We start from the raw sequence: 21,905 nt of genomic DNA on the forward strand, positions 1-21,905 counted from the left end.
AAACCGACATGGGGGCGCGAATGAAGAGACTGGTGGTCGTCGTTCTGTTCGACCGGATCGACCTGCTCGACGTAACCGGTCCCGCTGAGGTGTTTTCCTTGCTGCAGCGGGAAATGGACCGTCCGACGGGCTACGAGGTGGTGCTCGCCGCCGAGACGCTGGACCCGGTGACCACCTCGGCCGGAGTGCGCGTCTTGCCCGACGTGACGTTCGCTGAGCTGGGGAGAAAGGCGATCGACACGTTGATCGTGCCCGGGGCCGTGACGACGGGCGGCAAAGGCGAGGTCGTCGCTCAATGCGACCCGGCCGTGGTCGAGCAGGTGCGCAGGATGGCTGGGCGGACGCGCCGGGTGGCGTCCGTCTGCGTCGGCGCGCACATCCTGGCGGCGGCGGGGCTGCTCGACGGCAAACGCGCCACTACGCACTGGTCGACGGCCCGGCAGCTGGCCGCGGAGCATCCCGAGGTGACGGTCGACGCGGATCCGATCTTCATCCGCGACGGGTCCGTGTGGACGGGTGCCGGGCTGAGCGCCTGCCTCGATCTCGCGCTGGCACTGGTAGCCGACGATTTCGGTCCGGAATCAGCCTCGCGGGTGGCTCGTCAGCTGGTGATGTTCCTGCGCCGGCCAGGCGGGCAGAGCCAGTTCAGCGTGTCGCTGGAGCCCGCGTCCGCGACCCGGCGGGTCGACGAGCTGCGGCAGTACATCGCGGCCCACCTCGCGGATCCGCTGACCGTCTCCGACCTCGCCGCGCACGCGCATGTGACGGACCGCCAGATCACGCGCGTGTTCAAGGCGGAGCTGGGGATGACCCCTGCCGCCTACGTCGAGCACGCCAGGGTCGAGGCCGCGCGGCATCGCCTGGAGACGACCGACGAGACGTTGTCGCGGATTGCCGGGACGTGCGGGTTCGGCACGGTGTCGACGTTGAACCGCTCTTTCCGGCGGACGCTGAACACGACGCCCAGCGAGTACCGGGAGCGGTTCCGGCTCGTCTCGAACGCCTGACCCGCGCCGGGGCAATTTCGGCGAACGTCCTACTCGCCCCGGTCACCCGGCAAAGATGCACCGGTGCGGATCGTTCTCTACGCCGTCTGGGGCGCTTCGGTCGTGGTCGGGCTCATCGGAATCGCCATGTTCTGGTTCATCCGGATGTTCCCGCTGCCGTGAACCGGCCGGGGCTCAGCCGAGCAGGCCGAGCACCACCATCGACAGGAGGACGACAGCGGTCGAGAACACCGCGACCCACGTGCGCTGTGCGGCGGTGAGCTGGGCGGATGTGCTGTTCATGGCGAGTCCTAGCGGGGCGAGTGCCGATGATTCCGCTGGGATAGCGCCTTGATCTAGCTCACTGTTACCGCTTGTGATCAAGGTCACGTCGGTTGCGCGCGGTGTGCCACAGCACGCCTCCCGCGGCGGCCACCATCAGGCCGAACGAACCCATTCCCACTACGAGTGCCTGGACCATGAGGCCTCCTTCCGTCGCGTCTGTCCGGAAGACGCGCGAAGGGGCCGTTCATGTTGCCAGGGTTGCCGACATCACACCTGGTCAGCGGGCCGCCAGTACCTCGTCGATCTGGCGGGCCAGCGCGAAATCGCGTTCGGTCAGGCCGCCGAGGTAGTGGGTGCTGAGGCGGAAGGTCAGGGTGCGCCAGCGGATGTCGATGTCCGGATGGTGGTCGGCTTCCTCGGCCAGTTCGGCCACCCGGCCCACCACCTCGATCGCCGCCGGGAAGGACGGGAGTTCGACCGTCCGCACGATGACGGCGTCCTCGCGTTGCCACTCCGGGACGGTGCCTAGGGCCTCTTCCACCGCTGAGTCGTTCAATAGCTGCGTCATCACTCCATGGTGTCGGCTACGCTGCGGCATTGCCACGGGAGTCCGGTACGCCGGGCTGAGAGGCGGGCCGTCAACCCGCGACCGTTCGCACCTGGATCCGGATCATGCCGGCGTAGGGAGGCCGTATCGCTCTCCCTCATCCGGCGCAGTGCAGGAGGGGAAGAATGATGTCGCGGACCGTCCGCACGGTGGCAGGCCTCGCCGGGGTCTCGATGCTCGCCAGCGCCTGCTCGCTGTCCAGCGGAGACTCGGGCGGGTCGTCCGCGAGCCAGGACCAGCAGACGCCGACCGTCACGCTGGTCACGCACGATTCGTTCGCCGCCCCGCAGGACGTGCTCGACGCCTTCCAGCGCCAGTCCGGGATCAAGCTCAAGATCCTCAAGTCCGGCGACGCCGGCGCGCTCACCAACAAGCTCGTGCTCACGAAGGGCAACCCGATCGGCGACGTCGCGTACGGCGTCGACAACACCTTCGCCTCCCGTGCGCTCAGCGAGGGCGTCTTCCAGCCCTACACCAGCCCGGAGGCCGACCGCGGCCCGCAGCGCTACTCCGTCGACCCGCAGCACCGGCTGGCGGCGGTCGACCTCGGCGACGTCTGCGTGAACATCGACCCGGCGTACTTCGCGAGCAAGGGTCTCCCGGAGCCGAAGAGCTACGACGACCTCGCCGACCCCAAGTACAAGGACCTGACCGTCGCGGAGAGCCCGGCCACCGCGTCGCCGGGGCTGGCCTTCCTGCTCGGCACGGTCGCGAAGTACGGCGAGAACGGCTGGCAGGGCTACTGGCAGAAGCTGAAGGACAACGGCCTCAAGACCGTCAGCGGCTGGGAGGAGGCCTACACCAAGGACTTCTCCGGCTCGTCGGGCAAGGGCCCGCGGCCGATCGTCGTGTCCTACGCCTCGTCACCCGCCGCTGAGCTCGGGGAGGACGGCAAACCGCGTACCAAGGCGCTGCTCGACACGTGCTTCCGCCAGGTCGAGTACGCGGGCGTGCTCACCAACGGCAAGCAGATCCCGCAGGCGCAGAAGGTCGTCGACTTCCTCTTGTCGCAGCAGTTCCAGACGACGGTCGCGGCGAACATGTACGTCTACCCGGCGCGTCAGGGCGTCGAACTGCCGGCGGGCTGGGCTACCGCGGCTCCGCTGCCGCAGGCGCCGGCCACGATGCCCGCGGACAAGGTGCAGGCTGGCCGGGAGAAGTGGATCGGGGAATGGCGCTCGCTCATGGGCGCGTGATCCCCGCGCGCACTGTCGGGCTCACGCTGCTCGGTCTGCTGCCGGTCGCGTTCCTGGTGGTGTTCTTCGCCTGGCCGGTCGTGGCGATCGTCGGCCGGGGGTTTTCCGCGGGCGGCGTCGACACCGTGCTCGGCGACCCGCAGACGTGGCGGCTCGCCGGGTTCACGCTGGCCAGCGCGGCCGCGTCGACCGTGGTCGCGGTGCTCGCCGGGCTGCCGGTGGCGTACCTCCTGGCGCGGGTGCGGCTGCCCGGGGTCGGGCTTGCGCGCACGATCGTGCTGGTCCCGTTCGTGCTGCCGACGGTCGTCGTCGGCTTGGCTTTCCGGGCGATCTGGCCGGACGGCGGCGTGCTGCCGCTCGTCCTGGCCAACGCCTTCTTCAACGTCGCCGTCGTCGCGCGGACGGTCGCCGGGCTGTGGGCGCACCTCGATCCGCGAGCAACCGAAGCCGCGCGGGCACTTGGAGCCTCGCCGTGGCGGGCATTCCGGTCGGTGACGCTGCCCGCGCTCGGCCCGGCCCTCGCGTCCGCTGCCGCAGTCGTGTTTCTGTTCTGCGCCACCAGTTTCGGCGTGGTGCTGATCCTTGGCGGCGGGAGCTACCGGACGCTCGAGACCGAGATCTACCTCCGGACGGTCGACCTGCTCGACCTCTCCGGCGCGGCCGCGTTGTCACTGATCCAGTTCGCCGCCGTGGTCGCCGCGCTGGTGCTCGGGGCGATGGCGCGCCGGAAGCGGGAGAACGCGGTGAAGCTGCGGTCCGCGCAGGTCACCGCACGTCGGCCGCGCGGCGGGGAGTGGTGGACGATCGGTGCCGCGGTCGTGGTGCTCGGCCTGCTGCTGACGCCGATCGTCTCGCTGCTCGTCGAGTCGGTGTCCGGCTCGGACGGATGGAGCCTCGCCGGATACCGGGCGCTCAACACCGTCGGGCAGAACGACGCCCTGCAGGTGTCCGGCTGGATCGCGGCGCAGAATTCGCTCGCCGCGGCCACCGACGCGACGCTGCTGGCGATGGCCGTCGGGCTGGTCGCCAGCGTCGTGCTGGTGGCGCTTCGGCGTTCGCCCGGCGGGCTCGCGCGCGGGATGGGCGAGACCATGGACGTCGCGTTGATGCTCCCGTTGGGCGTGTCCGCGGTGACCGTCGGCTTCGGCTATCTCGTGACGCTCGACGCGCTGCCCGGCGACCTGCGCACGTCGCCGTTGCTCGTGCCGTTCGCGCAAGCCCTGGTGATCATGCCGCTGGTGGTGCGGATGATCCTGCCGGTGCTGCGCGCGGTCGACGTCCGGCTGCGCCAAGCCGCTGCGACGCTCGGCGCGAGCCCGGCGCGGGTGTGGCGGGAGATCGACTTTCCGCTGGTCGCGCGGTCGGTGATGGCCGCGGCGGGCTTCGGGTACGTCGTCGCGCTCGGCGAGTTCGGCGCGACCAGCTTCCTCGCCCGGCCGGACGCGCCGACGCTGCCGGTGGCCGTTGCGACGCTGATCAGCAGGCCGGGGGAGCTGAACAACCAGATGGCGTACGCCTCGTGCGCCCTGCTCATGGTGGTGACTGTGGTGGCGGTGGCGCTGATCGACCGGTTCGGCTCGGTCCGCGGCCGCAGCACAGTCGGGGAGTTCTGATGGCGTTAACGGTACGGGACCTGACTGTCCACTATGGATCGTTCGCTGCGGTCCGCGACGCGCGGTTGGACATCGCCGACGGCGAGGTGCTCGCGTTGCTCGGACCGTCCGGTTCGGGCAAGTCGACGCTGCTGCGCGCGATCACTGGGCTGGAACCGGTGTCGTCCGGTTCGGTTTCGTGGGACGGCACTGATCTCGCCGCGGTGCCGGTGCACAAGCGCGAATTCGGTCTGGTGTTCCAGGACGGACAGCTGTTTCCGCACCGAGACGTCGCCGCGAACATCGCGTTCGGCCTGCGGATGCACGGCGTGCCCCGAGAACGGCACGCGGCACGCGTCGAGGAACTGCTCAAGCTTGTCGGCCTGGAAGGCTACGAACGGCGACGGGTGACCGAGCTGTCCGGTGGGCAGGCGCAGCGGGTCGCGTTGGCTCGTGCGCTGGCTCCGGAACCGCGCTTGCTGCTGCTGGACGAGCCGCTGTCCGGATTGGACGCTGGCCTCCGCGAGCAACTGGCGATCGACCTGGCGGATCTGTTGCGGCGCAGCAAGATCACCGCGCTGCTGGTGACGCACGATCAGGAGGAAGCGTTCACGCTCGCCGATCGCGTGGCGGTGCTCGATGCCGGGGAAATCCGGCAGGAGGGCGCGGTCCGGTCGGTGTGGAACAAGCCGGTGGACGACGACGTGGCGCGCTTCCTCGGCGTCACGACGTTCCTGGACGGCGAGGCGGCCGACGGCGTGGTGCGGACCGCACTGGGCGCCGTCGAACTCTCCGGAGTGGACGACGGTCCGGTGAGGCTCGGACTGCGCCCGCACGGCTTGAAAGTGTCCGCAGAAGGGGTGCCCGGCGAAGTGACCGCGGCGGTGCACCGGCGGGAGCATCTGCGGTTGGTCGTCCGCTGCGGAGAGTCCACTGTGGACGCGATCGCGCCGGCCGGGGCGGATTTCCGGGCGGGCGATCCCGTCCGGCTCGAACCGGATCCGGACGGGATCGCCGTGGTGGGCTGAACCCCCAGGTCAGCCGTCTCGGGTGACGAGGCGTCCGTAGGCCAGCGACAGGCCGACCACGATGTAGCAGGCCGCGCGGACCGCGCCCTCGCCGAACGTCGTCAGCATCATCGGATCCTGGAGCACCGCCGCCGGGGCGATCGTCCAGTCCTTGGTGAGCAGGAACGGGTGCAGCCACTTCAACGAGCTGAGGAAACCGAGGATGGTGAAGACGATGTTCATGGCCAGCACCGAGGCGACCACGAGCATCGGGTGCTCGGTCCAGCTCGACACCGCCAGCGCGACCGCGCCGACCGCCCACAGCTGCAGCACGATCCAGCCGCCGACGAGCAGGATCCGCAGCAGCGCCTCGCCGAGCGACAGCGTGGTGCCCGACAGCGTGAACAGCGAATCCGTGCCGTTGATGATCAACCCGGTGATCACGCCGGTCACGCACATCGAGAGCACCGCGACCACGGACACCGTCGCCACGCCGAACGCCTTGACCGCCAGCAGCCGTCCCCGGCTCACCGGCGCGATGAGCCAGCCGCGCAGCGTGCCGTGCGCGGCCTCGCCGGCGATCGCGTCCGCACCGGCCATCGCGGAGGCGAGCGGCAGCAGCAGCGTGAGCGTCAGGACCATCGCGGCGATCGGCAGTACGAACGCGTTGTTCACCGCGGACGCCAGCAGCGCGCCGCCGCTGTCGTCCGGCGCGTCGCTCCCGGAGCTCTCGCCGACCAGCGTGAGGCCGATCCCGACCACGATCGGCACCAGCGCCAGCAGCCCCAGCACGGCGAGCGTGCGCGGCCTGCGGAAGATCCAGCGCAGTTCCGCGGCGAACAGCCGGAACAACGGCACCGTGTCGTGCCCGGTCCGGCTCACCGGAACGGCGACCGCAGCGGTAGTCATGCGTCCCCCTCGGATTCGTCGCCAGCCGCCGATTCCCCTTCGGTCAGCCGCGCGAACAGGTCTTCCAGCCCGGTCCGCGCCCGGGTCGCCTCGTGCACTTCGACCCCCGCTTGCACGAGCACCTGCAGCACTCGCGGCGCGGGCGTCGCGGTGAGGTCGACGCGGACGCCGTCCGGGGTCAGCCGGGCCCCGATCCGGTTCTCCCGCAACGTTTCCACCGCGTGCTCGGCGTCCGGGGTGCGCACCAGCAGCGCGGCGTTCCCGGATTCCAGCAGATCGGCCAGTTCGCCCTGGGCGACCACCGTGCCGGACTGCAGCACCGCCACATGCGTACAGGTCGCTTCCACTTCGGCCAGCAGATGCGAGGACACCACCACGGTCACGCCGTCGGCGTGCAGATCGGCGATGATACGGCGGATCTCCCTGGTACCCGCCGGATCCAGCCCGTTGGTAGGTTCGTCGAGCACGACCATCCGGCGCGGCACCAGCAACGCGCTGGCCAACCCGAGCCGCTGTTTCATGCCGAGCGAATAGCCCTTGTACCGGCGGCGCGCGGCGGCGGAGAGCCCGACCCGGTCCAGCGCGGCGTCGACCGCGCCGGGGATCGCGGACGACGCCAGCCGCGGTTCGGCCGCGGCGAACCGCAGCAGGTTGTCGCGTCCGGACAGGAACGGGTGGAAGCCCGGCCCCTCGACCAGCGCGCCGACGTCCGGCAGAGCGTGCGCGGATTCCTCCGGCATCTTCCGGCCGAGCAGTTCGACCTCGCCCGCGGTCGGGCGGACGAGCCCGAGCAGCATCCGGATCGTGGTCGTCTTGCCCGAACCGTTGGGCCCGAGCATGCCGAGCACGGCGCCCTCGGGAACGTCCAGGTCCACGTGGTCCACCGCGACTGTGCCGCGGTAGACCTTGCGCACCCCTCGGGTGCGCGCGGCCAGCGGGACCGCCGGGGCGGGCGCCTCCTCGGAGACGCCCGCCCCGGTTTCGACCGCGGTGCTGGTCACTTGGCGCCCAGCGCTTCGTAGAGGACCTGCTCCGGGACCGCGCCGGCGGCGAACCGGCCGTCGTCGGTCAGGACCGCGCCGCCCACCTTCGTGGTGAAGAGGTAGCCGCTGCCCCACGGGCCGTTGACCCGCTTGGCGAACCGGCTCAGCATCTTCTGCACGTCAGGACCCTTTTCCTGGCCCTGCGCCTGCTGCTTCGCCTGCATCAGGTCCGCGGGCACCTTGCCGGTGACGACGGTGTCCCAGCCGTCGCCGACGAGCTTGGTGTCCTGCTTGGCCTCGTTCGCCAGCGCCTTGTCGCGCTCGTCGATCTTGGCCTGCTTCTCGGTCACCTTCGCGCCCTTGGGCGGGGTGAAGGCGAACAGGTCGGCCGACTGTCCGGCGAACTCGATCTTGCTGAACGCCAGCTCCAGCGCCGGGGCGGTGGTTCCGTTGCTCAGCACCGAAAGCCGCAGCGGCATCCGGGTCTGCGAGTCGACCGCGACGCGGATCTCGCGCAGCAGCGTGCGTTCGGTCGGCTTCGGCGTGAGGACCAGCTCGTACGCCGGCCGGTCGGCGACCGTGGCTGTGCCGTCGACCGCGACGTTGCTGCTCTCGCGCACCTTGGCCAGCAGCTGCTTGGCCGCGGTAGCCGGGTCGGGGGACTGGCCATCGACCGGCTGGTGCTTGGTCGCGACGTCCGCCGGGATGGTGGTCTTGGTCGCGCTGTTGGTCTTGGAGTCGTAGTCCCACACGGTGTTGCCGTTGTGGACGATCGTCTCCTGCGTCTGCCCCTTGGTCAGCGACACCTTCGTCTTGCCCGCGCCGTCGCTGAACACCTGCGCCGAGTCGATGCCGAGCGCGCTCGCCCCCGGGACCGCGCCGGTCGCCATTTTCGGCAGGCCGAGGTCGTTGCTCACCGTCACCGTGCCGTCGAACGGCGCGGGCTTCGCGGCGACCACCGACTGGACCAGTTCCTCCGCGCTGACCTGAGGCAGCTTCGGCGCGTCCCCCGCCGAGGCAGGCATCGCCACCACGACCAGTCCGCCCACGCCGAGCGCGGTGCCGACGACGGCCGCGGTGATGGCCTTCTTCTTCGGATCCATCTCGTCTCTCCCTGTGTTCCCGGGCTTTGGCGGGCCCGGCTCCCGGTGCAGACGTTCCACTGCCGAGGCTGAGATACCCCTGAATGTTCGGCCCGTTCAGCTGAGATGGCACTGAGAGTACGCGCGTCAACTGCACAAACCGGCCATGATGAGGATCGTGAAACCTCGGGTGCTGGTGGTCGACGACGAACCTGGTGTGCGCAAGGCGCTGCAGCGCGGCCTGCGCGCGGAGGACATGGACGTGGTCACCGCCGCGGACGGGCCGACCGGGCTGCAGCTCGCGCGCACCGGTTCGTTCGACGTCGTGCTGCTGGACATCATGCTGCCCGGCTTGTCCGGCTACCGCGTGCTGGAACGGCTGCGCGCGGAGAACGTGACCACGCCGGTGCTGCTCGTGTCCGCGAAAGACGGCGAGATCGACCAGGCCGACGGCCTCGACCTCGGCGCGGACGGTTACCTCGTGAAGCCGTTCTCGTTCGTCGTGCTGGTCGCGCAGGTGCGGGCGGTGCTGCGTCGTGCCGGGCCGGACGCGTCGCGCGGCGCGCTGAAACTCGGTGCGCTGGAGGTCGACCGGGCGCTGCGGCAGGTGCACTGGAACGGTCAGGACGTGCCGTTGAGCCCGCGCGAATTCGGTTTGCTGGAGGTGCTCGTCGGGCGCGCGGGGACGGTCGTGACGAAGGACGAGTTGCTGCGCGCGGTGTGGGGCGAGGAGCAGGCCGTCACGCGGAATCTCGTTGAGGTGTATGTGGGTTACGTGCGGCGCAAGCTCGACGCGGTCGGCGCGGGTTCGATCCTGCGGACGGTGCGCGGGCACGGCTATCTCGCCTCCGACGACCAGCTTGACGAGGTCAGGTGACCGGCTCGCCGTCGTCGTGGTGGGGCCGCCGGTCGCTGCAGGTCCGGATCACCGTGCTGGCCGCGGCGATCACCCTCGGCTGCCTGCTGGGCCTCGCCGCGCTGGCGGCGAACAAGCTCGACCCGCTGCTCACGGATTCGGTCGACGAGGAGCTGTCGGCCGCGCTCGTCCCGGCGACCAGCGCGGTTTCCGCCGGGACGCCGCTCGCCGCCGCGGACCCGGTAACGGTGCGGGTGCTGGACATCGCCGGGAATCCGGTGGACGGCCAGGCGCGGCCGAAGCTGACCGGCCAGGAGGTCTCGCAGCTCAAGGCGGGGTTGCCGGTGCAGTCGGACGGATCGCGCTGGCGCGGCGAGGTGGTCAGCGCGCCGAACGGCAGCCAGCGGCTGGTCGTCGCCGGGGCCGGGCTGGTCGGGTTCGCCGCCGCGGTGCATTACGGCGGGTTGTGGCTGGTCGTGGTCGCGCTGGTCGGTGCGCTGGTGGCAGCACTGGCGACCTGGCTGGTCGTGCGACTCGCGCTGCGGCCGGTGGCGCGGATGCGTGGTCTGGTGCGCACGCTGCCGCCGGGTTCGCGGCTGCCGCTGCCGACGTCGAACGACGAAATGCGCGCGCTGGCCGAGGAATTCAACGCGCTGCTCGAACGCCAGGAGGAGGTCAGCCAGCGGCTGCGTCGATTCACTGGAGACGCGGCGCACGAGCTGCGGTCGCCAGTCGCATCGATCCGGGTGCAGGCCGAGGTGGCGGTGACGAATCCCGATCCGGAACTGTCGCAGGAGACGCTCTCGGACATCCTCGAAGAGTCGGAACGGCTGTCCGGCCTGCTCGACGGCCTGCTCGCACTCGCTCGTTCCGACGCTGGCGAGGTGCCGCCCGCGGAACCGGTCGAGGTGGTGTCCGAGGTCCGCGCGGCGGTGCGCCGGCTGCCGTCCGGGGCGCCCGACACGCGGGTGAGCAGCGCGGTGGCGCAGGCCTGGGCGTCGGCGGCGCACCAGGAGGTCGAGCTGGTGCTGGACAACCTGCTGCGCAACGCCTGCCGGTACGCGTCCGGGCAGATCGTGGTGTCCGTGCTGGCCTCGCGCTCGAAGGTGCGGGTCGTGGTGGACGACGACGGTCCCGGCATCGCGCCCGAGCACCGGAGCAAGGTGTTCGACCGGTTCTACCGGGTGTCGGACGACCGGGCGCGCTCGTCCGGCGGTACCGGCTTGGGCCTGGCGATGGTCGCCGAAACCGTGCGCCGTCGCGGCGGCAACGTACGGGTCGGCGAATCGCCGGACGGCGGCGCGCGGTTCGAGGTCACCTGGCGGGCGGGCGCGGACCGGTGAATCCGGTGGGGGAGACTGAGCGCATGGACGCGGTCATCGTCGGGGCGGCACTGGTGCGCGACGGCAAGCTTCTTGCCCAGCAACGGGCTTGGCCGCCGCATCACGCAGGCCAGTGGGAACTGCCGGGCGGACGCGTCGAGGAGGGCGAGACCGAGGCCTTCGCGCTGGCCAGGGAATGCCACGAGGAACTGGACGTGGTGGTCACCGTCGGCGACCGGGTCGGCCCGGAAATCCCGCTGCCAGGCGGAAAAGTGCTGCGCGTGTACTCCGCCGCGCTGCTGTCCCCGGGCGACGAGCCGCGCGCGGTCGAACACACCGCACTGCGCTGGGTCGGACACGACGAACTGAACGAACTGGACTGGCTCCCCGCGGACCGGGACCTGCTGCCCGCGTTGAGCGCTCTCGTGAGTGCTGGCTCCCAGTAGAACCAGCACTCACGAGGCCCTTCAAGCAGCCCCGACCATCCGCAGCGCCGCCGACACCCGGTGCGAACTGCGATCGATCGCCCGTTCCGCCCCCGCCTTGCGCACCCGCTCCAGCTCGGCGACGTCGTCCAGCAACGCGCGCGTGCCCTCCCGCACCGGACGCAACTCCTCGATGACCGCGTCCGCGACAGCGTCCTTGAGCACGCCGTACGACGGATACTTCTCGGCCAGCTCGGCCGGATCACCGCCCCCGCACGCAGCCAGGATCTCGAGCAGGTTCGAGATCCCCGGCCGATTCTCCGGGTCGTAAACCGGCACCGAATCACCGTCCGTGCGCGCTTTGCGAATCTTGCGCCGCACCTGATCCGGCTCGTCCAGCACGAACACGACCCCGGCGGAATCCTGCGCGGACTTGGACATCTTCCGAGTCGGCTCAGCGAGGTCCTTCACCCGAGCCCCGGCAGGCGGCAACGTCGCCTCCGGAATGACGAACACCTCGCCGTAGGTGGAGTTGAACCGCCGGGCAAGCGTGCGAGCCAACTCGACATGCTGCCGCTGATCCTCGCCGACCGGCACTTCGTCCGCCCCCTGCAACAGGATGTCGGCCGCCATCAGCACCGGATAAGTCAGCAAACTGAGCCGCACCCCGGCCTGCCCCTTGGATTTCTCCTTGAACTGGATCATCCGCGCCGCCTCGCCGTACGAGCAAGTGCACTCCAGCACCCACGTCAGCGCCCCGAGCTCCCGGGCAAGATCAGACTGCACGAACACCCGCTCCGGCGCGATTCCCGCAGCCACCAGCACGGCAAGCTGCTCCGTCGCCAGCGACCGCAACTTCGCCGGATTGTGCGCGGTAGTCATCGCATGCAGGTCAGAGACGAAATACAGATCGTCCGGCCCGCCTTCCGCAGCCCACCGCCGCAACGCGCCGAGGTGGTTGCCGAGCTGAACGTGACCGGACGGAGTGATGCCGGACAACTGGACCATTGGATTTTCCCTCTCCCTTGGATGTTCGCCCCCGGGAGCAGGCACAAAAAAAGCCGCCCACCGGGGCGGCCTTCGCTGGTTTTTCAGCGCAGAGCTTCAGGGCCGCCAACGGGCGGCCACCACTGAGTGCTCTGGAAACGCATGCGACGAGCCTAGCACCGGACTACGGTTCGAACCATGTTCGTCGTCGTGCTCACGTACATCGTTCCGCTAGAGGAAATCGACCGCGCCCTGCCAGCGCACAACGAGTGGCTCACGAAGCAGTACGAAGACGGCCACTTCCTGGCCTCCGGAGGCCAACGCCCCCGCACCGGCGGCGTGCTGATCACCCGCCCCATGGAACGCGCACAGCTGGACGCGATCCTGGCCACCGACCCCTTCGCGATCGGCCAGCTGGCCACCTACGAAATCATCCACTTCCAGCCCACCAGGACGGCCCCCGAGCTGAACCTGGTGAACGAACTCTTGGACAAGAACTAGCGAATTCCGTGAGGGCCACCCTGAGGGAATCTGATTCCGTGAGGGTTCCCCTCACGACCCTCGGCTCGGCCGCCGCCCGCCTCGCGCCTGCTCGGGAAGCGCCCCAATGCCACATTGGGTGCGTCCCACGCACCGAACGCCACATTGGGTGCGTCGCATGCACCCAATGCCACATTGGGGCGCTAGCCCCACACCGCGAGAAACCGCCGCCGGTGTACGCAACTGTCGGTGCACCCACACCACCCCCGCACCCCGATACGAAGCTCTCCTGCGGTCTGGGGTGGCTTGTCAAGGCATCTTTCCCGCCTTGACAAGCCACCCCAGACCGTCAGCACAATCAAGCTTCGGGGTGCCCCACCGCACCCTCAAAAAAAGCAATGTCGCCGCCAGGCGACGAGCCGAAGACCAACGGCGATCAAGCAGCCTTAGCCACCTGCTTCTTAGCCTTCTTCAACGCCAAAACCGGACACTTCTTACACCGATCCTTAGACCGGCAGCACTTCTTCTTGACCTTCCCGGCCTTCATCAACTTCCGCACCACAGCCCGAGGATCGTCCGCGCCCTTTTTCCCCACCGCGCACTCCTCAAACCGGCCGTCAAGAACACCCATCAGGTTAGGTGAGCCTAACCGATCATAGGGCGTGGCGCTCCTCACACCAACCCAACAGGTATCCTGATTGAAGTCCGCGTGTGGCCAAAGCCGGTCAGCGAGAGCCGGTCGCTGTGTCCGGTGCCCGTCATCCCGTCCGCCGCGCGGTGCCACCCGCCTTTATTCTTCGAAGTTCAGGAGTCTTCGCGTGCCCGCAGCCAGCGCCACCGCGGTCGAAACCGGCCGCGCGTCCGGCAAGACCCGGCCCGACCTGCGCAACGTCGCGATCGTCGCCCACGTCGACCACGGCAAGACGACCCTGGTCGACGCCATGCTCCGCCAGTCCGGCGCCTTCGCCGAACGCGCCGAGCTGGTCGACCGCGTGATGGACTCCGGTGAGCTCGAGCGGGAAAAGGGCATCACCATTCTCGCGAAGAACACCTCGATCCACCGTCAGACCCCCGAGGGCACGGTCACCATCAACGTGATCGACACCCCGGGCCACGCCGACTTCGGCGGCGAGGTCGAGCGCGGCCTCTCCATGGTCGACGGCGTCGTGCTGCTGGTCGACGCGAGCGAGGGCCCGCTGCCTCAGACCCGCTTCGTGCTGCGCAAGACGCTCGAGGCGAAGCTGCCGGTGATCCTGCTGGTCAACAAGGTCGACCGGCCGGACGCGCGGATCTCCGAGGTCGTCGAGGAGACCCACGACCTGCTGCTCGACCTGGCCGGCGACATCGAGGACGCCGACCTCGACGCGATCCTCGACCTCCCGGTCGTCTACGCCTCCGCGCGCGCCGGCAAGGCGTCGCTCGAGCAGCCCGAGGACGGCGGCCTTCCCGACAGCGAAAACCTCGACCCGCTGTTCGAGACCCTGCTCCAGCACGTCCCGGCCCCGGCCGCGGACCTGGACGCCCCGCTGCAGGCGCTGGTCACCAACCTCGACGCGTCGAACTTCCTCGGCCGCATCGCGCTGATCCGCATCCACGCCGGCAAGCTGCGCAAGGGCCAGACCGTGGCCTGGATGCGCGAGGACGGCACCGTGCAGAACGTCCGGATCTCCGAGCTGCTCGTCACCGAGGCGCTCACCCGCGTCCCGGCGTCCGAGGCCAGCGCGGGCGAACTGGTCGCGATCGCGGGCATCCCGGACATCACCATCGGCGACACCCTCGCCGACGCGGAGAACCCGGTCGCGCTGCCCCGGATCACCGTCGACGAGCCCGCCATCTCGATGACCATCGGCGTCAACACCTCGCCGCTCGCCGGGCGCAACGGCGGCGACAAGGTCACCGCGCGGCTGGTCAAGGCCCGCCTCGACCAGGAACTGATCGGCAACGTCTCGATCCGCGTCCTGCCCACCGAGCGCCCGGACACCTGGGAGGTGCAGGGCCGCGGCGAGCTGGCGCTGGCCATCCTGGTCGAGCAGATGCGCCGCGAGGGCTTCGAGCTCACCGTCGGCAAGCCGCAGGTGGTCCTGCGCACGATCGACGGCAAGCTGCACGAGCCGTTCGAGCGCCTGTACATCGACTCGCCCGAGGAGCACCTCGGCGCGATCACGCAGCTGCTCGCGTCCCGCAAGGGCCGCATGGAGGACATGAGCGGCAACGGCACCGGCCGGATCAAGCTGGTCTACGTGCTCCCGTCGCGCGGCCTCATCGGCTTCCGCACCGACTTCCTCACCGAAACCCGCGGCACCGGCATCGCGAACCACGTGTTCGAGGGCTACTTCCCGTGGGCGGGCGAGATCCGCACCCGGCACAGCGGCTCCTTGGTCGCCGACCGGTCCGGCCCGATCACCGCGTACGCGATGATCCAGCTCGCCGACCGCGGCACGTTCTTCGTCGAGCCCGGCGCGGAGGTGTACGAGGGCATGGTCGTGGGCGAGAACCCGCGGTTCGAGGACCTCGACATCAACATCACCAAGGAAAAGAAGCTCACCAACATGCGGCAGTCCTCGGCCGACGTGATGGAGACGCTGGCCCGCCCGCGCAAGCTCAGCCTCGAAGAGGCGCTGGAGTTCTGCGCGAGCGACGAATGCGTCGAGGTCGCGCCGGAGGTCGTGCGGGTCCGCAAGGTCACGCTCGACATCAACACCCGCGCCAAGGAGCGCTCGCGGGCCAAGAGCCGCGACAACAACAGCTGAACCTCTCGCAGGTGAAAAAGGGCGCCTCCCGTTCCCGGGAGGCGCCCTTTCGCGTGAACCCCGGCAGCGGTTCGTGCGTCCACTCTTATGGCGGTATCCACTCCGGTGTCACGGAGAGGCGGCCGATGTGGGAATCTCGATGCCGGCCCCCGCCCTGGCGTGGCAGCATGTCCGCTCGGACCACGGAGCGCGGCGGGAACTTTCAGGAGGACGAGCGTGCGATTCGGACGCCGGCTTGCGCCGGTCCTGGCGCTGGCGGGAGTACTGCTCGCCGCGTGTTCGAACACCCCGCCGCCCCCGGTGGTCACGTCGGCCCCGCCGTCGAGCACGACCACCGCGGCGTCGTTGTCGCAGATCGTGGTCGGCGTGGACGACGTGGTCGGCGGCTACAACCCGCACAGCATCGCGGACTCGTCGACGATCACCACCGCGCTGTCGCAGCTGCTGCTGCCCTCGGTGTTCCGCCAGTCCGACGACGGCACGCGCACGCTCGACAAGACGCTGATGGTTTCCGCCGAGGTTGTCTCGCAGGTGCCGTTCACGGTCAAGTACGTGATCCGCCCGGACGCCTCGTGGTCCGACGGCGCCCCGATCGCCACCGAGGACTTCATCTATCTCGCCAACGCGATGAAGACGAACCCCGGCGTGATCGACCCGGCCGGGTACCGGCTGATCTCGGACATCGAATCCCGTGACGGCGGCAAGGGCGTCGAGGTCACCTTCAGCAAGCCGTATCCGGCCTGGCAAACGCTGTTCGACAACCTGCTGCCGCAACACCTGCTCAAGGACTCGCCCGGCGGCTGGACGAACGCCCTCGCGACGAGCTTCCCCGCGGTCGCCGGACCGTTCGCGATCAAAACGATCGACACCGCCCGCGGCGAAGCGACCCTCCAGCGCAACGACCGGTACTGGGAAAAGCCGGCCGCGGTCGACACGCTGATCCTGCGCCGCTCCGACGCGTCCGGCATCGCGACCGCGCTGCGCAGCGGCAACGACCAGTTCTCCTTGACCCGCACCGATTCCACCGGCTTGCAGCTGCTGAACGACCTGGGCTCGGCGGTCAAACTGCACACGGTGCCGCGTCCGCTGACCGCGTCGGTGCTGCTGCGCCCGGTGAGCGCGACGCTTTCCGACCCCCAAGTCCGCGCGGGCATCGCCGCGCTGCTGGACCGCGGAAAGCTGATCACGACCGGGGCGAAGGGCGGCCCGTCCGCGACGCTCAAAGCGGACGCCCAGGTCCTCCCGCCTTCAGCGAAGGGATACGCCCCCACCATTCCGGCCGGCCCGCCCGCCGCGCCGGACGCGACCAAGGCAGAGCAGTACTTCACCGCCGCCGGGTACAAGAAGGAAGCCGGCGTGTGGCGCAAGGGAAACAAGACGCTGTCGATCGTCCTCGCGTCGCCCGGCGAACAGGAACCGTACGCGTCGATCGCGAAGGAACTGGCGTCGGAACTGGTCGCGGGCGGCATCGAGGTCAACCAGATCAAACCGCAGCCGCGTGACCTGTACTCGTCCCTGCTGGCAATGCCGGTGGTGAACGGGAAACAGCAGGCGAGCCCGGACTCGAACAGCACCGTCGGCGTAGACATCGCCGTCGTGGGCCAACCCGTCGGCGGCGACCCGGCGACGGTGCTGGCCTCCAGCTACGGCTGCGCCCCGGAACCCGCGCCGGTGGACAAGACGAAGCCCGTGATCCCGGCGAATCCCGCGGGAATGTGCGACCAGAGCCTGCAGGCGACGATCGACTCCGCCCTTACTGGTTCGGCGACGATCGCCGACTCGCTCAAGACGCTGGAACCGCAGCTGTGGTCCCAAAACGTCGTGATCCCGCTGTTCCAGGAAGCCGAGACTTTGGCGGTGGGCAAGGGGATTTCCGGCCTGACGCCCGGTCCGCCGATGCAGGGGCCCTTCGGCTCGGCGGTGAACTGGACCCGCGGCGCGACCTGATCCGGTACGCGCTGCTTCTCCGCTCCGACGGATCTCGCCATCGCACACCGCCGCGCTCGGCTCGGTGCGAACGTCCGTGAGGGCCACCCTGAGGGAATCAGATTCCCTCAGGGTGGCCCTCACGGACGTCAGCGGGAGCGGGGAAGCCATGCCGCGCGGCCGACGCTGCGCATCGCCGTAGCGAGGCCCCCGGGGGCGGTCGGTCATGCAGAAGGGGCCTCGCACCGTTAAGCGCGAGGCCCCTTTCCGCATCTTGCGTCAGATCAACTGCAGACTCTCCGCGAAGTGGCAAGCCACCGGGTGCGCGTGCCCCCGGTCCACCAAAGCGGGCTCTTCTGTTTTGCACTTCTCGCGTCCGGCGTCGTCCAGCTGGTTCGCGAACTTCGGGCACCGGGTGCGGAACCGGCAGCCCGACGGCGGGTTGGCCGGGCTGGGCACGTCACCGGTGATCACGATCCGCTGCCGGGTCCGCTCCTTGCGCGGGTCCGGCACCGGGATCGCCGAGATCAGCGCCTGCGTGTACGGGTGCGCCGGAGTCTGGAACAGCTCCTCCGACGGCGCGGTCTCGACGATCTTGCCGAGGTACATCACCGCGATCCGGTCGGCCACGTGCCGCACCACCGAGAGGTCGTGGGACACGAACAGGTACGACAAGCCGAGTTCCGCCTGCAGGTCCTTCAGCAGGTTCAGCACGCCGGCCTGGATCGAGACGTCCAGTGCGGACACCGGCTCGTCCAGCACCAGCACCTTCGGCTTCAACGCGAGCGCGCGGGCGATGCCGATGCGCTGGCGCTGTCCGCCGGAGAACTCGTGCGGGAACCGGTTGCCGTGCTCCGGGCGCAGGCCGACGGTCTTCATCAGGTCGCGGACCTGCTGCTTGCCGCCCTTTTCGTACAGCCCGTGTATGCGCAGCGGTTCGGCGATGATCTCGTTCACCGGCAGCCGCGGGTCGACCGAGGCGTACGGGTCCTGGAACACGATCTGCATGCTTCGCCGCAGCCGCTGCAGTTCGCGCTTGCCCATCGTCGCGAGGTCTTTGCCCTCGTAGGTCACCTTGCCGCTGGTGAGCGGCTGCAGTGCCAGCGCGACCCGGGCGGTGGTGGACTTGCCGCAGCCGGATTCGCCGACCAGCGCGAGCGTCTCGTGCGGGTAGATGTCGAACGACACGTCCGACACTGCCTGCACGGCCCCGGAAACGCGGCGGATCAGGCCGCCGCCGCGGATGGGGAAGTGCTTGACCAGGTTATGCGCGGAGAGGACGGGCGCCTGCCCCGTCGTGGCCTCGCTCATCGGTTCGTCTCCGTGTCGGTCGCGGCGGCCTCCACGGCGACCGGGACGGCTGCCGCGTCGGCCGAGGTGGCGCTGAACAGCTCGGCCGGGTCCTTCCCGACGACCTGCTCGGTGAAGTGGCAGGCCGCGTGCTGGCCGTTGGGTCCCGCCACGAGCGCGGGCTCCTCCTCGTCGCAAATCGGCTGCGACAGCGGGCAGCGCGGGCTGAACGGGCAGCCCGGCGGCATGTTCTGCGTGGCGGGCGGCGAACCGGTGATCGGCGTGAGCCGGTCGGTCTTCACGTCCAGCCGCGGCAGGCTGCCGAGCAGGCCCAGCGTGTACGGCATCCGCGGGTTGTAGAAAATGTCGTCGACCGTGCCGGACTCGACGACCTTGCCCGCGTACATCACGTGCACCCGGTCCGCCTGCCCCGCGATGACGCCGAGGTCGTGCGTGATCAGCACCATCGCCGCGCCGGTTTCCTTCTGCGCGGCCTGCAGCGCCTCGAGGATCTGCGCCTGCACCGTCACGTCGAGCGCGGTGGTCGGCTCGTCCGCGATGATCACGTCCGGGTTGTTGGCCATCGCGATCGCGATCACCACGCGCTGGCGCATGCCGCCGGACAGCTGGTGCGGGTACTCGTCCGCGCGCTGCGCCGGGTTCGGGATGCGGACCAGGTCGAGCAGCTCGATCGCCTGCTTCTTCGCGACGTCCTTGCGCACGTCGTGGTGCGCGGTGATCGCCTCGGCGATCTGGTCGCCCACGGTGTACACCGGGTTCAGCGAGGTCATCGGGTCCTGGAAGACCATCGCGATGCCCTTGCCGCGGACCCGGTTCAGTTCCTTCTCGTTCGACTTCAGCAGGTCCTGCCCGCCGAACCGGATCGAGCCGGACACCTTCGCGGTCTTCGGCAGCAAGCCCATCACCGCGAGCGAGGTCACCGACTTGCCGGAACCCGATTCGCCGACGATGCCGAGCACTTCGCCGCGGCGAAGCTGGTAGTTCACGCCGCGCACGGCGCTGACCACGCCCTCGCTGGTCGGGAACTGCACGGTCAGGTCCTCAACGACGAGGACGGGATCGCCGCCGCGTCCTTGCGAGCCGTTCTCGGTCATGCGCGCACCTTCGTCTGCTGGGGGTCGAACGCGTCCCGCAGGCCGTCCCCGATGAAGTTGATCGTCAGCGCGATCAGGATGATGAAAATGCCCGGGAAGTAGAACAGCCACGGCCGCGTGTCGATCGCGGTCTGCGCGCTGCTCACGAGGAGCCCGAGCGAGGTGTCCGGCGGCTGCACGCCGAAGCCGAGGAACGACAGCGCCGTCTCGAGCAGGATGGCGATCGACACGAGGATCGTCAGGTTGACGATGATCGCGCCGAGCGCGTTGGGCACCAGGTGCCGGAAGATGATCCGGCTGTCGCTCGCGCCGAGCGCCTTCGACGCCTCGACGAACTCCTTCTCGCGCAAGGAAAGCACGACACCGCGCGCCACCCGGGACACATACGCCCAGTAAAGCCCGCCGATGACGACCGCGATCAGCCACCACGTGCCGCCGGACTGGTGGCCGAGCACCGCGGCCACCGCGAGCAGCGGCAGCGTGAGCACGAGGTCGGCGATGCGCATCAGGACCGTGTCGAGCCAGCCGCGGTAATAACCGGCGACCGCGCCCCACACCGTGCCCACGACGGTCGCGAAGATCGCGACGAGGATCGAGATCTGCAGCGAGATCTGCGTCCCGCGCATGACCTGCGCGAGGGTGTCGTGGCCGACCGCGTCGGTGCCGAACGGGTGGTCGCCCGAGGGCGGCGCCGAGTTCTGGTCGGTGATGTCGGCCGCGTTGTACTTCCAGATCGCGGCTCCGACATAGGCGAACAGGATGATCAGCACGAACACGACGAGGCTGATCATCGCGAGCCGGTGCTGCAGGAACCGCCGGAAAACCAGCTGCGCCTGGCTGCGCTCCTTGACCGTGAACTCGCGTTCCGGCGCGCCCTGCGGGGTCTGCGGGTCGTCCGGAGCGAACCGAGCGCCGCCCAGGGTGGTGGGCGGGGTGTCGAATACGTCGTTAGGCATAGCGGATCCTCGGGTCGAGCAGGCCGTAGAGCAGATCGGCGACCAAGTTGAGCAGGATGATGAACGTGGCCGCGATGAGAAGCCAGGCTTCCACCGCGTACACGTCGCTTCGCTTGATCGCGTCCAGCAGGAAAGCGCCCGCGCCTTGCCATTGGAACACGGTCTCGGTCACCACGGCACCGCCGAGGATCGAGCCGATGTCGAGAGCGGTCACCGTCGTCAGCGGGATCAGCGCGTTGCGCAGCGCGTGCTTGCGCGTCACCGTCCAGCGCGGCAGGCCCTTGGCCCGGGCGAGACGGACGTAATCGCTGTTGAGCACCTCGAGCATGGACGCGCGCTGGTAGCGGCTCCAGGCCGCGTAACTGGTCAGCGCGAGCGAGATCGTCGGCAGGATCAGGTGGCCGAGCACGTCGCCGAACTGGGACCAGAACCCGCCCGCGGCGACCACCGACGAGGAACCGATGGTGTAGAAGACCTGGTCGCCGACCGTCGTGTTGATCGAGATGCCGATCTGCTTCAGCACGAGGGCGAACCAGAACGACGGCATCGACAGGAAGAGGAAGCCGAAGAAGGTCGCGGTGTAGTCGAACTTGGAGTACTGCCGCGACGCGCTGATCACGCCGATCAGCACGGCGAGGATCAGCGCCACCACCATGGCGAGCACGATCAGCCGCAGCGTCACGCCGAACCGGCCGAACACCTCGTGGCCGATGTTCATGGTGGACTGGACCGAGGGCCCGAAATCACCGTGCAGCACGCCGGTGATCCAGTGCCAGTACCGCTCGAGAATCGGCTGGTCGAGATGCAGCCGGATGCGTTCGAGCTCGATGGTGCGAGGGGGCGGCGGCGGGTTTCTCGCGATCAGCGGGGTCAACGGGTTGGCCGAGAGCGACACCATCACGAAGACGACGAACGTCGACAAGATGAGGATCGGCACCGAGACGAATAGCCGGCGCAGTGCGAAGGCAAGCATGGAGGTCTTCCTGCTCTGGACGGTGTTCTGCCATCGCCCGCCGCTCGTGGTGGCAGGGCCTAGGCGACGTAACGGGGCAATCGTGGTGTTCGGGAACTAAAAGGGCAATTGTTCGCGGATACGGTGAAGGGCCGGCTTTGCGGCCGGCCCTTCACCGGTTGTCCTGCGGGAATCTACC

20 protein-coding genes and 1 riboswitch are annotated in these 21,905 nt (G+C 69.3%); of the genes, 10 read left to right on the plus strand and 10 right to left on the minus strand.

The genetic code is table 11. From position 1 onward, the window contains the following. Positions 1-20 precede the first annotated feature (20 nt). Entirely contained in the window at positions 21-1,007 is a 987-nt protein-coding gene (locus tag EIZ45_RS30080; RefSeq protein WP_205670144.1) for a GlxA family transcriptional regulator, read from the plus strand. Between the two features lie 541 nt (positions 1,008-1,548). Here EIZ45_RS30080 and EIZ45_RS30085 read toward each other — a convergent pair. Then, positions 1,549-1,839, minus strand: coding sequence for a 4a-hydroxytetrahydrobiopterin dehydratase (locus tag EIZ45_RS30085; RefSeq protein ID WP_134667013.1), 291 nt, complete (start codon positions 1,837-1,839; stop codon positions 1,549-1,551). Positions 1,840-1,863: 24 nt separating this feature from the next. Further along, a riboswitch (TPP riboswitch) is annotated at positions 1,864-1,975 on the plus strand. A gap of 31 nt (positions 1,976-2,006) precedes the next feature. Here EIZ45_RS30085 and EIZ45_RS30090 point away from each other — a divergent pair. From EIZ45_RS30090 to EIZ45_RS30100, 3 genes are read left to right on the plus strand one after another with little or no spacing between them, the layout of a single operon-like run. Next, positions 2,007-3,074, plus strand: coding sequence for a thiamine ABC transporter substrate binding subunit (locus EIZ45_RS30090; protein WP_078870612.1), 1,068 nt, complete (start codon positions 2,007-2,009; stop codon positions 3,072-3,074). After that, entirely contained in the window at positions 3,050-4,687 is a 1,638-nt protein-coding gene (locus EIZ45_RS30095) for an iron ABC transporter permease (protein ID WP_240690802.1), read from the plus strand. The genes EIZ45_RS30090 and EIZ45_RS30095 overlap by 25 nt, the downstream gene beginning before the upstream one ends. After that, on the plus strand, positions 4,687-5,694 hold the full coding sequence (locus tag EIZ45_RS30100) for an ABC transporter ATP-binding protein (protein ID WP_134667011.1): 1,008 nt from the start codon (positions 4,687-4,689) through the stop codon (positions 5,692-5,694). The genes EIZ45_RS30095 and EIZ45_RS30100 overlap by 1 nt, the downstream gene beginning before the upstream one ends. A 9-nt stretch (positions 5,695-5,703) precedes the next feature. Here the strand turns inward: EIZ45_RS30100 and EIZ45_RS30105 are convergent, their stop codons facing one another. Genes EIZ45_RS30105 through EIZ45_RS30115 form a run of 3 tightly spaced genes read right to left on the minus strand, consistent with a single transcriptional unit; the run spans position 5,704 to position 8,668 of the window. Next, the gene (locus EIZ45_RS30105) at positions 5,704-6,582 is read right to left on the minus strand and encodes an ABC transporter permease (RefSeq protein WP_134667009.1); all 879 of its coding nucleotides are present in this window, start codon (positions 6,580-6,582) and stop codon (positions 5,704-5,706) included. Continuing rightward, a complete protein-coding gene (locus tag EIZ45_RS30110; protein WP_134667007.1) occupies positions 6,579-7,583 on the minus strand; it encodes an ABC transporter ATP-binding protein in 1,005 nt (334 codons plus the stop codon). The genes EIZ45_RS30105 and EIZ45_RS30110 overlap by 4 nt, the downstream gene beginning before the upstream one ends. After that, positions 7,580-8,668 carry an outer membrane lipoprotein carrier protein LolA gene (locus tag EIZ45_RS30115; RefSeq protein WP_134667005.1) on the minus strand — a complete coding sequence of 363 codons (1,089 nt, stop codon included), beginning with the start codon at positions 8,666-8,668 and terminating at the stop codon, positions 7,580-7,582. The genes EIZ45_RS30110 and EIZ45_RS30115 overlap by 4 nt, the downstream gene beginning before the upstream one ends. Positions 8,669-8,813: 145 nt before the next feature. On the opposite strand from EIZ45_RS30115, the gene EIZ45_RS30120 reads away from it, so the two are divergent. Genes EIZ45_RS30120 through EIZ45_RS30130 form a run of 3 tightly spaced genes read left to right on the plus strand, consistent with a single transcriptional unit; the run spans position 8,814 to position 11,271 of the window. Continuing rightward, positions 8,814-9,524 carry a response regulator transcription factor gene (locus EIZ45_RS30120; protein WP_037816645.1) on the plus strand — a complete coding sequence of 237 codons (711 nt, stop codon included), beginning with the start codon at positions 8,814-8,816 and terminating at the stop codon, positions 9,522-9,524. Continuing rightward, entirely contained in the window at positions 9,521-10,846 is a 1,326-nt protein-coding gene (locus tag EIZ45_RS30125) for a HAMP domain-containing sensor histidine kinase (protein ID WP_134667003.1), read from the plus strand. Before EIZ45_RS30120 ends, EIZ45_RS30125 begins: the two co-directional genes overlap by 4 nt. Positions 10,847-10,869: 23 nt before the next feature. After that, positions 10,870-11,271, plus strand: coding sequence for a (deoxy)nucleoside triphosphate pyrophosphohydrolase (locus EIZ45_RS30130; RefSeq protein ID WP_037816638.1), 402 nt, complete (start codon positions 10,870-10,872; stop codon positions 11,269-11,271). Positions 11,272-11,292: 21 nt separating this feature from the next. On the opposite strand, the gene trpS is transcribed toward EIZ45_RS30130, so the two are convergent. Beyond that, complete coding sequence (trpS, locus tag EIZ45_RS30135) at positions 11,293-12,258, minus strand: tryptophan--tRNA ligase (protein ID WP_037816636.1); 966 nt, start codon at positions 12,256-12,258, stop codon at positions 11,293-11,295. A gap of 177 nt (positions 12,259-12,435) precedes the next feature. Between trpS and EIZ45_RS30140 the strand changes: the two genes are divergently transcribed. Continuing rightward, positions 12,436-12,738, plus strand: a complete 303-nt coding sequence (locus EIZ45_RS30140; protein ID WP_043828161.1) for a YciI family protein — start codon at positions 12,436-12,438, stop codon at positions 12,736-12,738. Between the two features lie 415 nt (positions 12,739-13,153). Here the strand turns inward: EIZ45_RS30140 and EIZ45_RS30145 are convergent, their stop codons facing one another. Then, positions 13,154-13,348: a hypothetical protein gene (locus EIZ45_RS30145; RefSeq protein ID WP_134667001.1), complete on the minus strand. Its 195-nt coding sequence runs from the start codon at positions 13,346-13,348 to the stop codon at positions 13,154-13,156. A 187-nt stretch (positions 13,349-13,535) separates the two neighbouring features. Between EIZ45_RS30145 and typA the strand changes: the two genes are divergently transcribed. Then, positions 13,536-15,467: a translational GTPase TypA gene (typA, locus tag EIZ45_RS30150; protein ID WP_037816632.1), complete on the plus strand. Its 1,932-nt coding sequence runs from the start codon at positions 13,536-13,538 to the stop codon at positions 15,465-15,467. A gap of 216 nt (positions 15,468-15,683) precedes the next feature. Then, positions 15,684-17,414: an ABC transporter family substrate-binding protein gene (locus EIZ45_RS30155; protein ID WP_134666999.1), complete on the plus strand. Its 1,731-nt coding sequence runs from the start codon at positions 15,684-15,686 to the stop codon at positions 17,412-17,414. A gap of 258 nt (positions 17,415-17,672) precedes the next feature. Here the strand turns inward: EIZ45_RS30155 and EIZ45_RS30160 are convergent, their stop codons facing one another. Genes EIZ45_RS30160 through EIZ45_RS30175 form a run of 4 tightly spaced genes read right to left on the minus strand, consistent with a single transcriptional unit; the run spans position 17,673 to position 21,727 of the window. After that, on the minus strand, positions 17,673-18,704 hold the full coding sequence (locus EIZ45_RS30160) for an ABC transporter ATP-binding protein (RefSeq protein ID WP_043828402.1): 1,032 nt from the start codon (positions 18,702-18,704) through the stop codon (positions 17,673-17,675). Beyond that, on the minus strand, positions 18,701-19,798 hold the full coding sequence (locus EIZ45_RS30165; protein WP_037816629.1) for an ABC transporter ATP-binding protein: 1,098 nt from the start codon (positions 19,796-19,798) through the stop codon (positions 18,701-18,703). The genes EIZ45_RS30160 and EIZ45_RS30165 overlap by 4 nt, the downstream gene beginning before the upstream one ends. Then, entirely contained in the window at positions 19,795-20,754 is a 960-nt protein-coding gene (locus EIZ45_RS30170) for an ABC transporter permease (protein ID WP_037816628.1), read from the minus strand. Before EIZ45_RS30170 ends, EIZ45_RS30165 begins: the two co-directional genes overlap by 4 nt. After that, positions 20,747-21,727 carry an ABC transporter permease gene (locus EIZ45_RS30175; protein WP_043828404.1) on the minus strand — a complete coding sequence of 327 codons (981 nt, stop codon included), beginning with the start codon at positions 21,725-21,727 and terminating at the stop codon, positions 20,747-20,749. The genes EIZ45_RS30170 and EIZ45_RS30175 overlap by 8 nt, the downstream gene beginning before the upstream one ends. Positions 21,728-21,905: the final 178 nt, after the last annotated feature.

The organism is Amycolatopsis sp. CFH S0740 (assembly GCF_004522315.1).
GTDB lineage: Bacteria > Actinomycetota > Actinomycetes > Mycobacteriales > Pseudonocardiaceae > Amycolatopsis > Amycolatopsis nivea.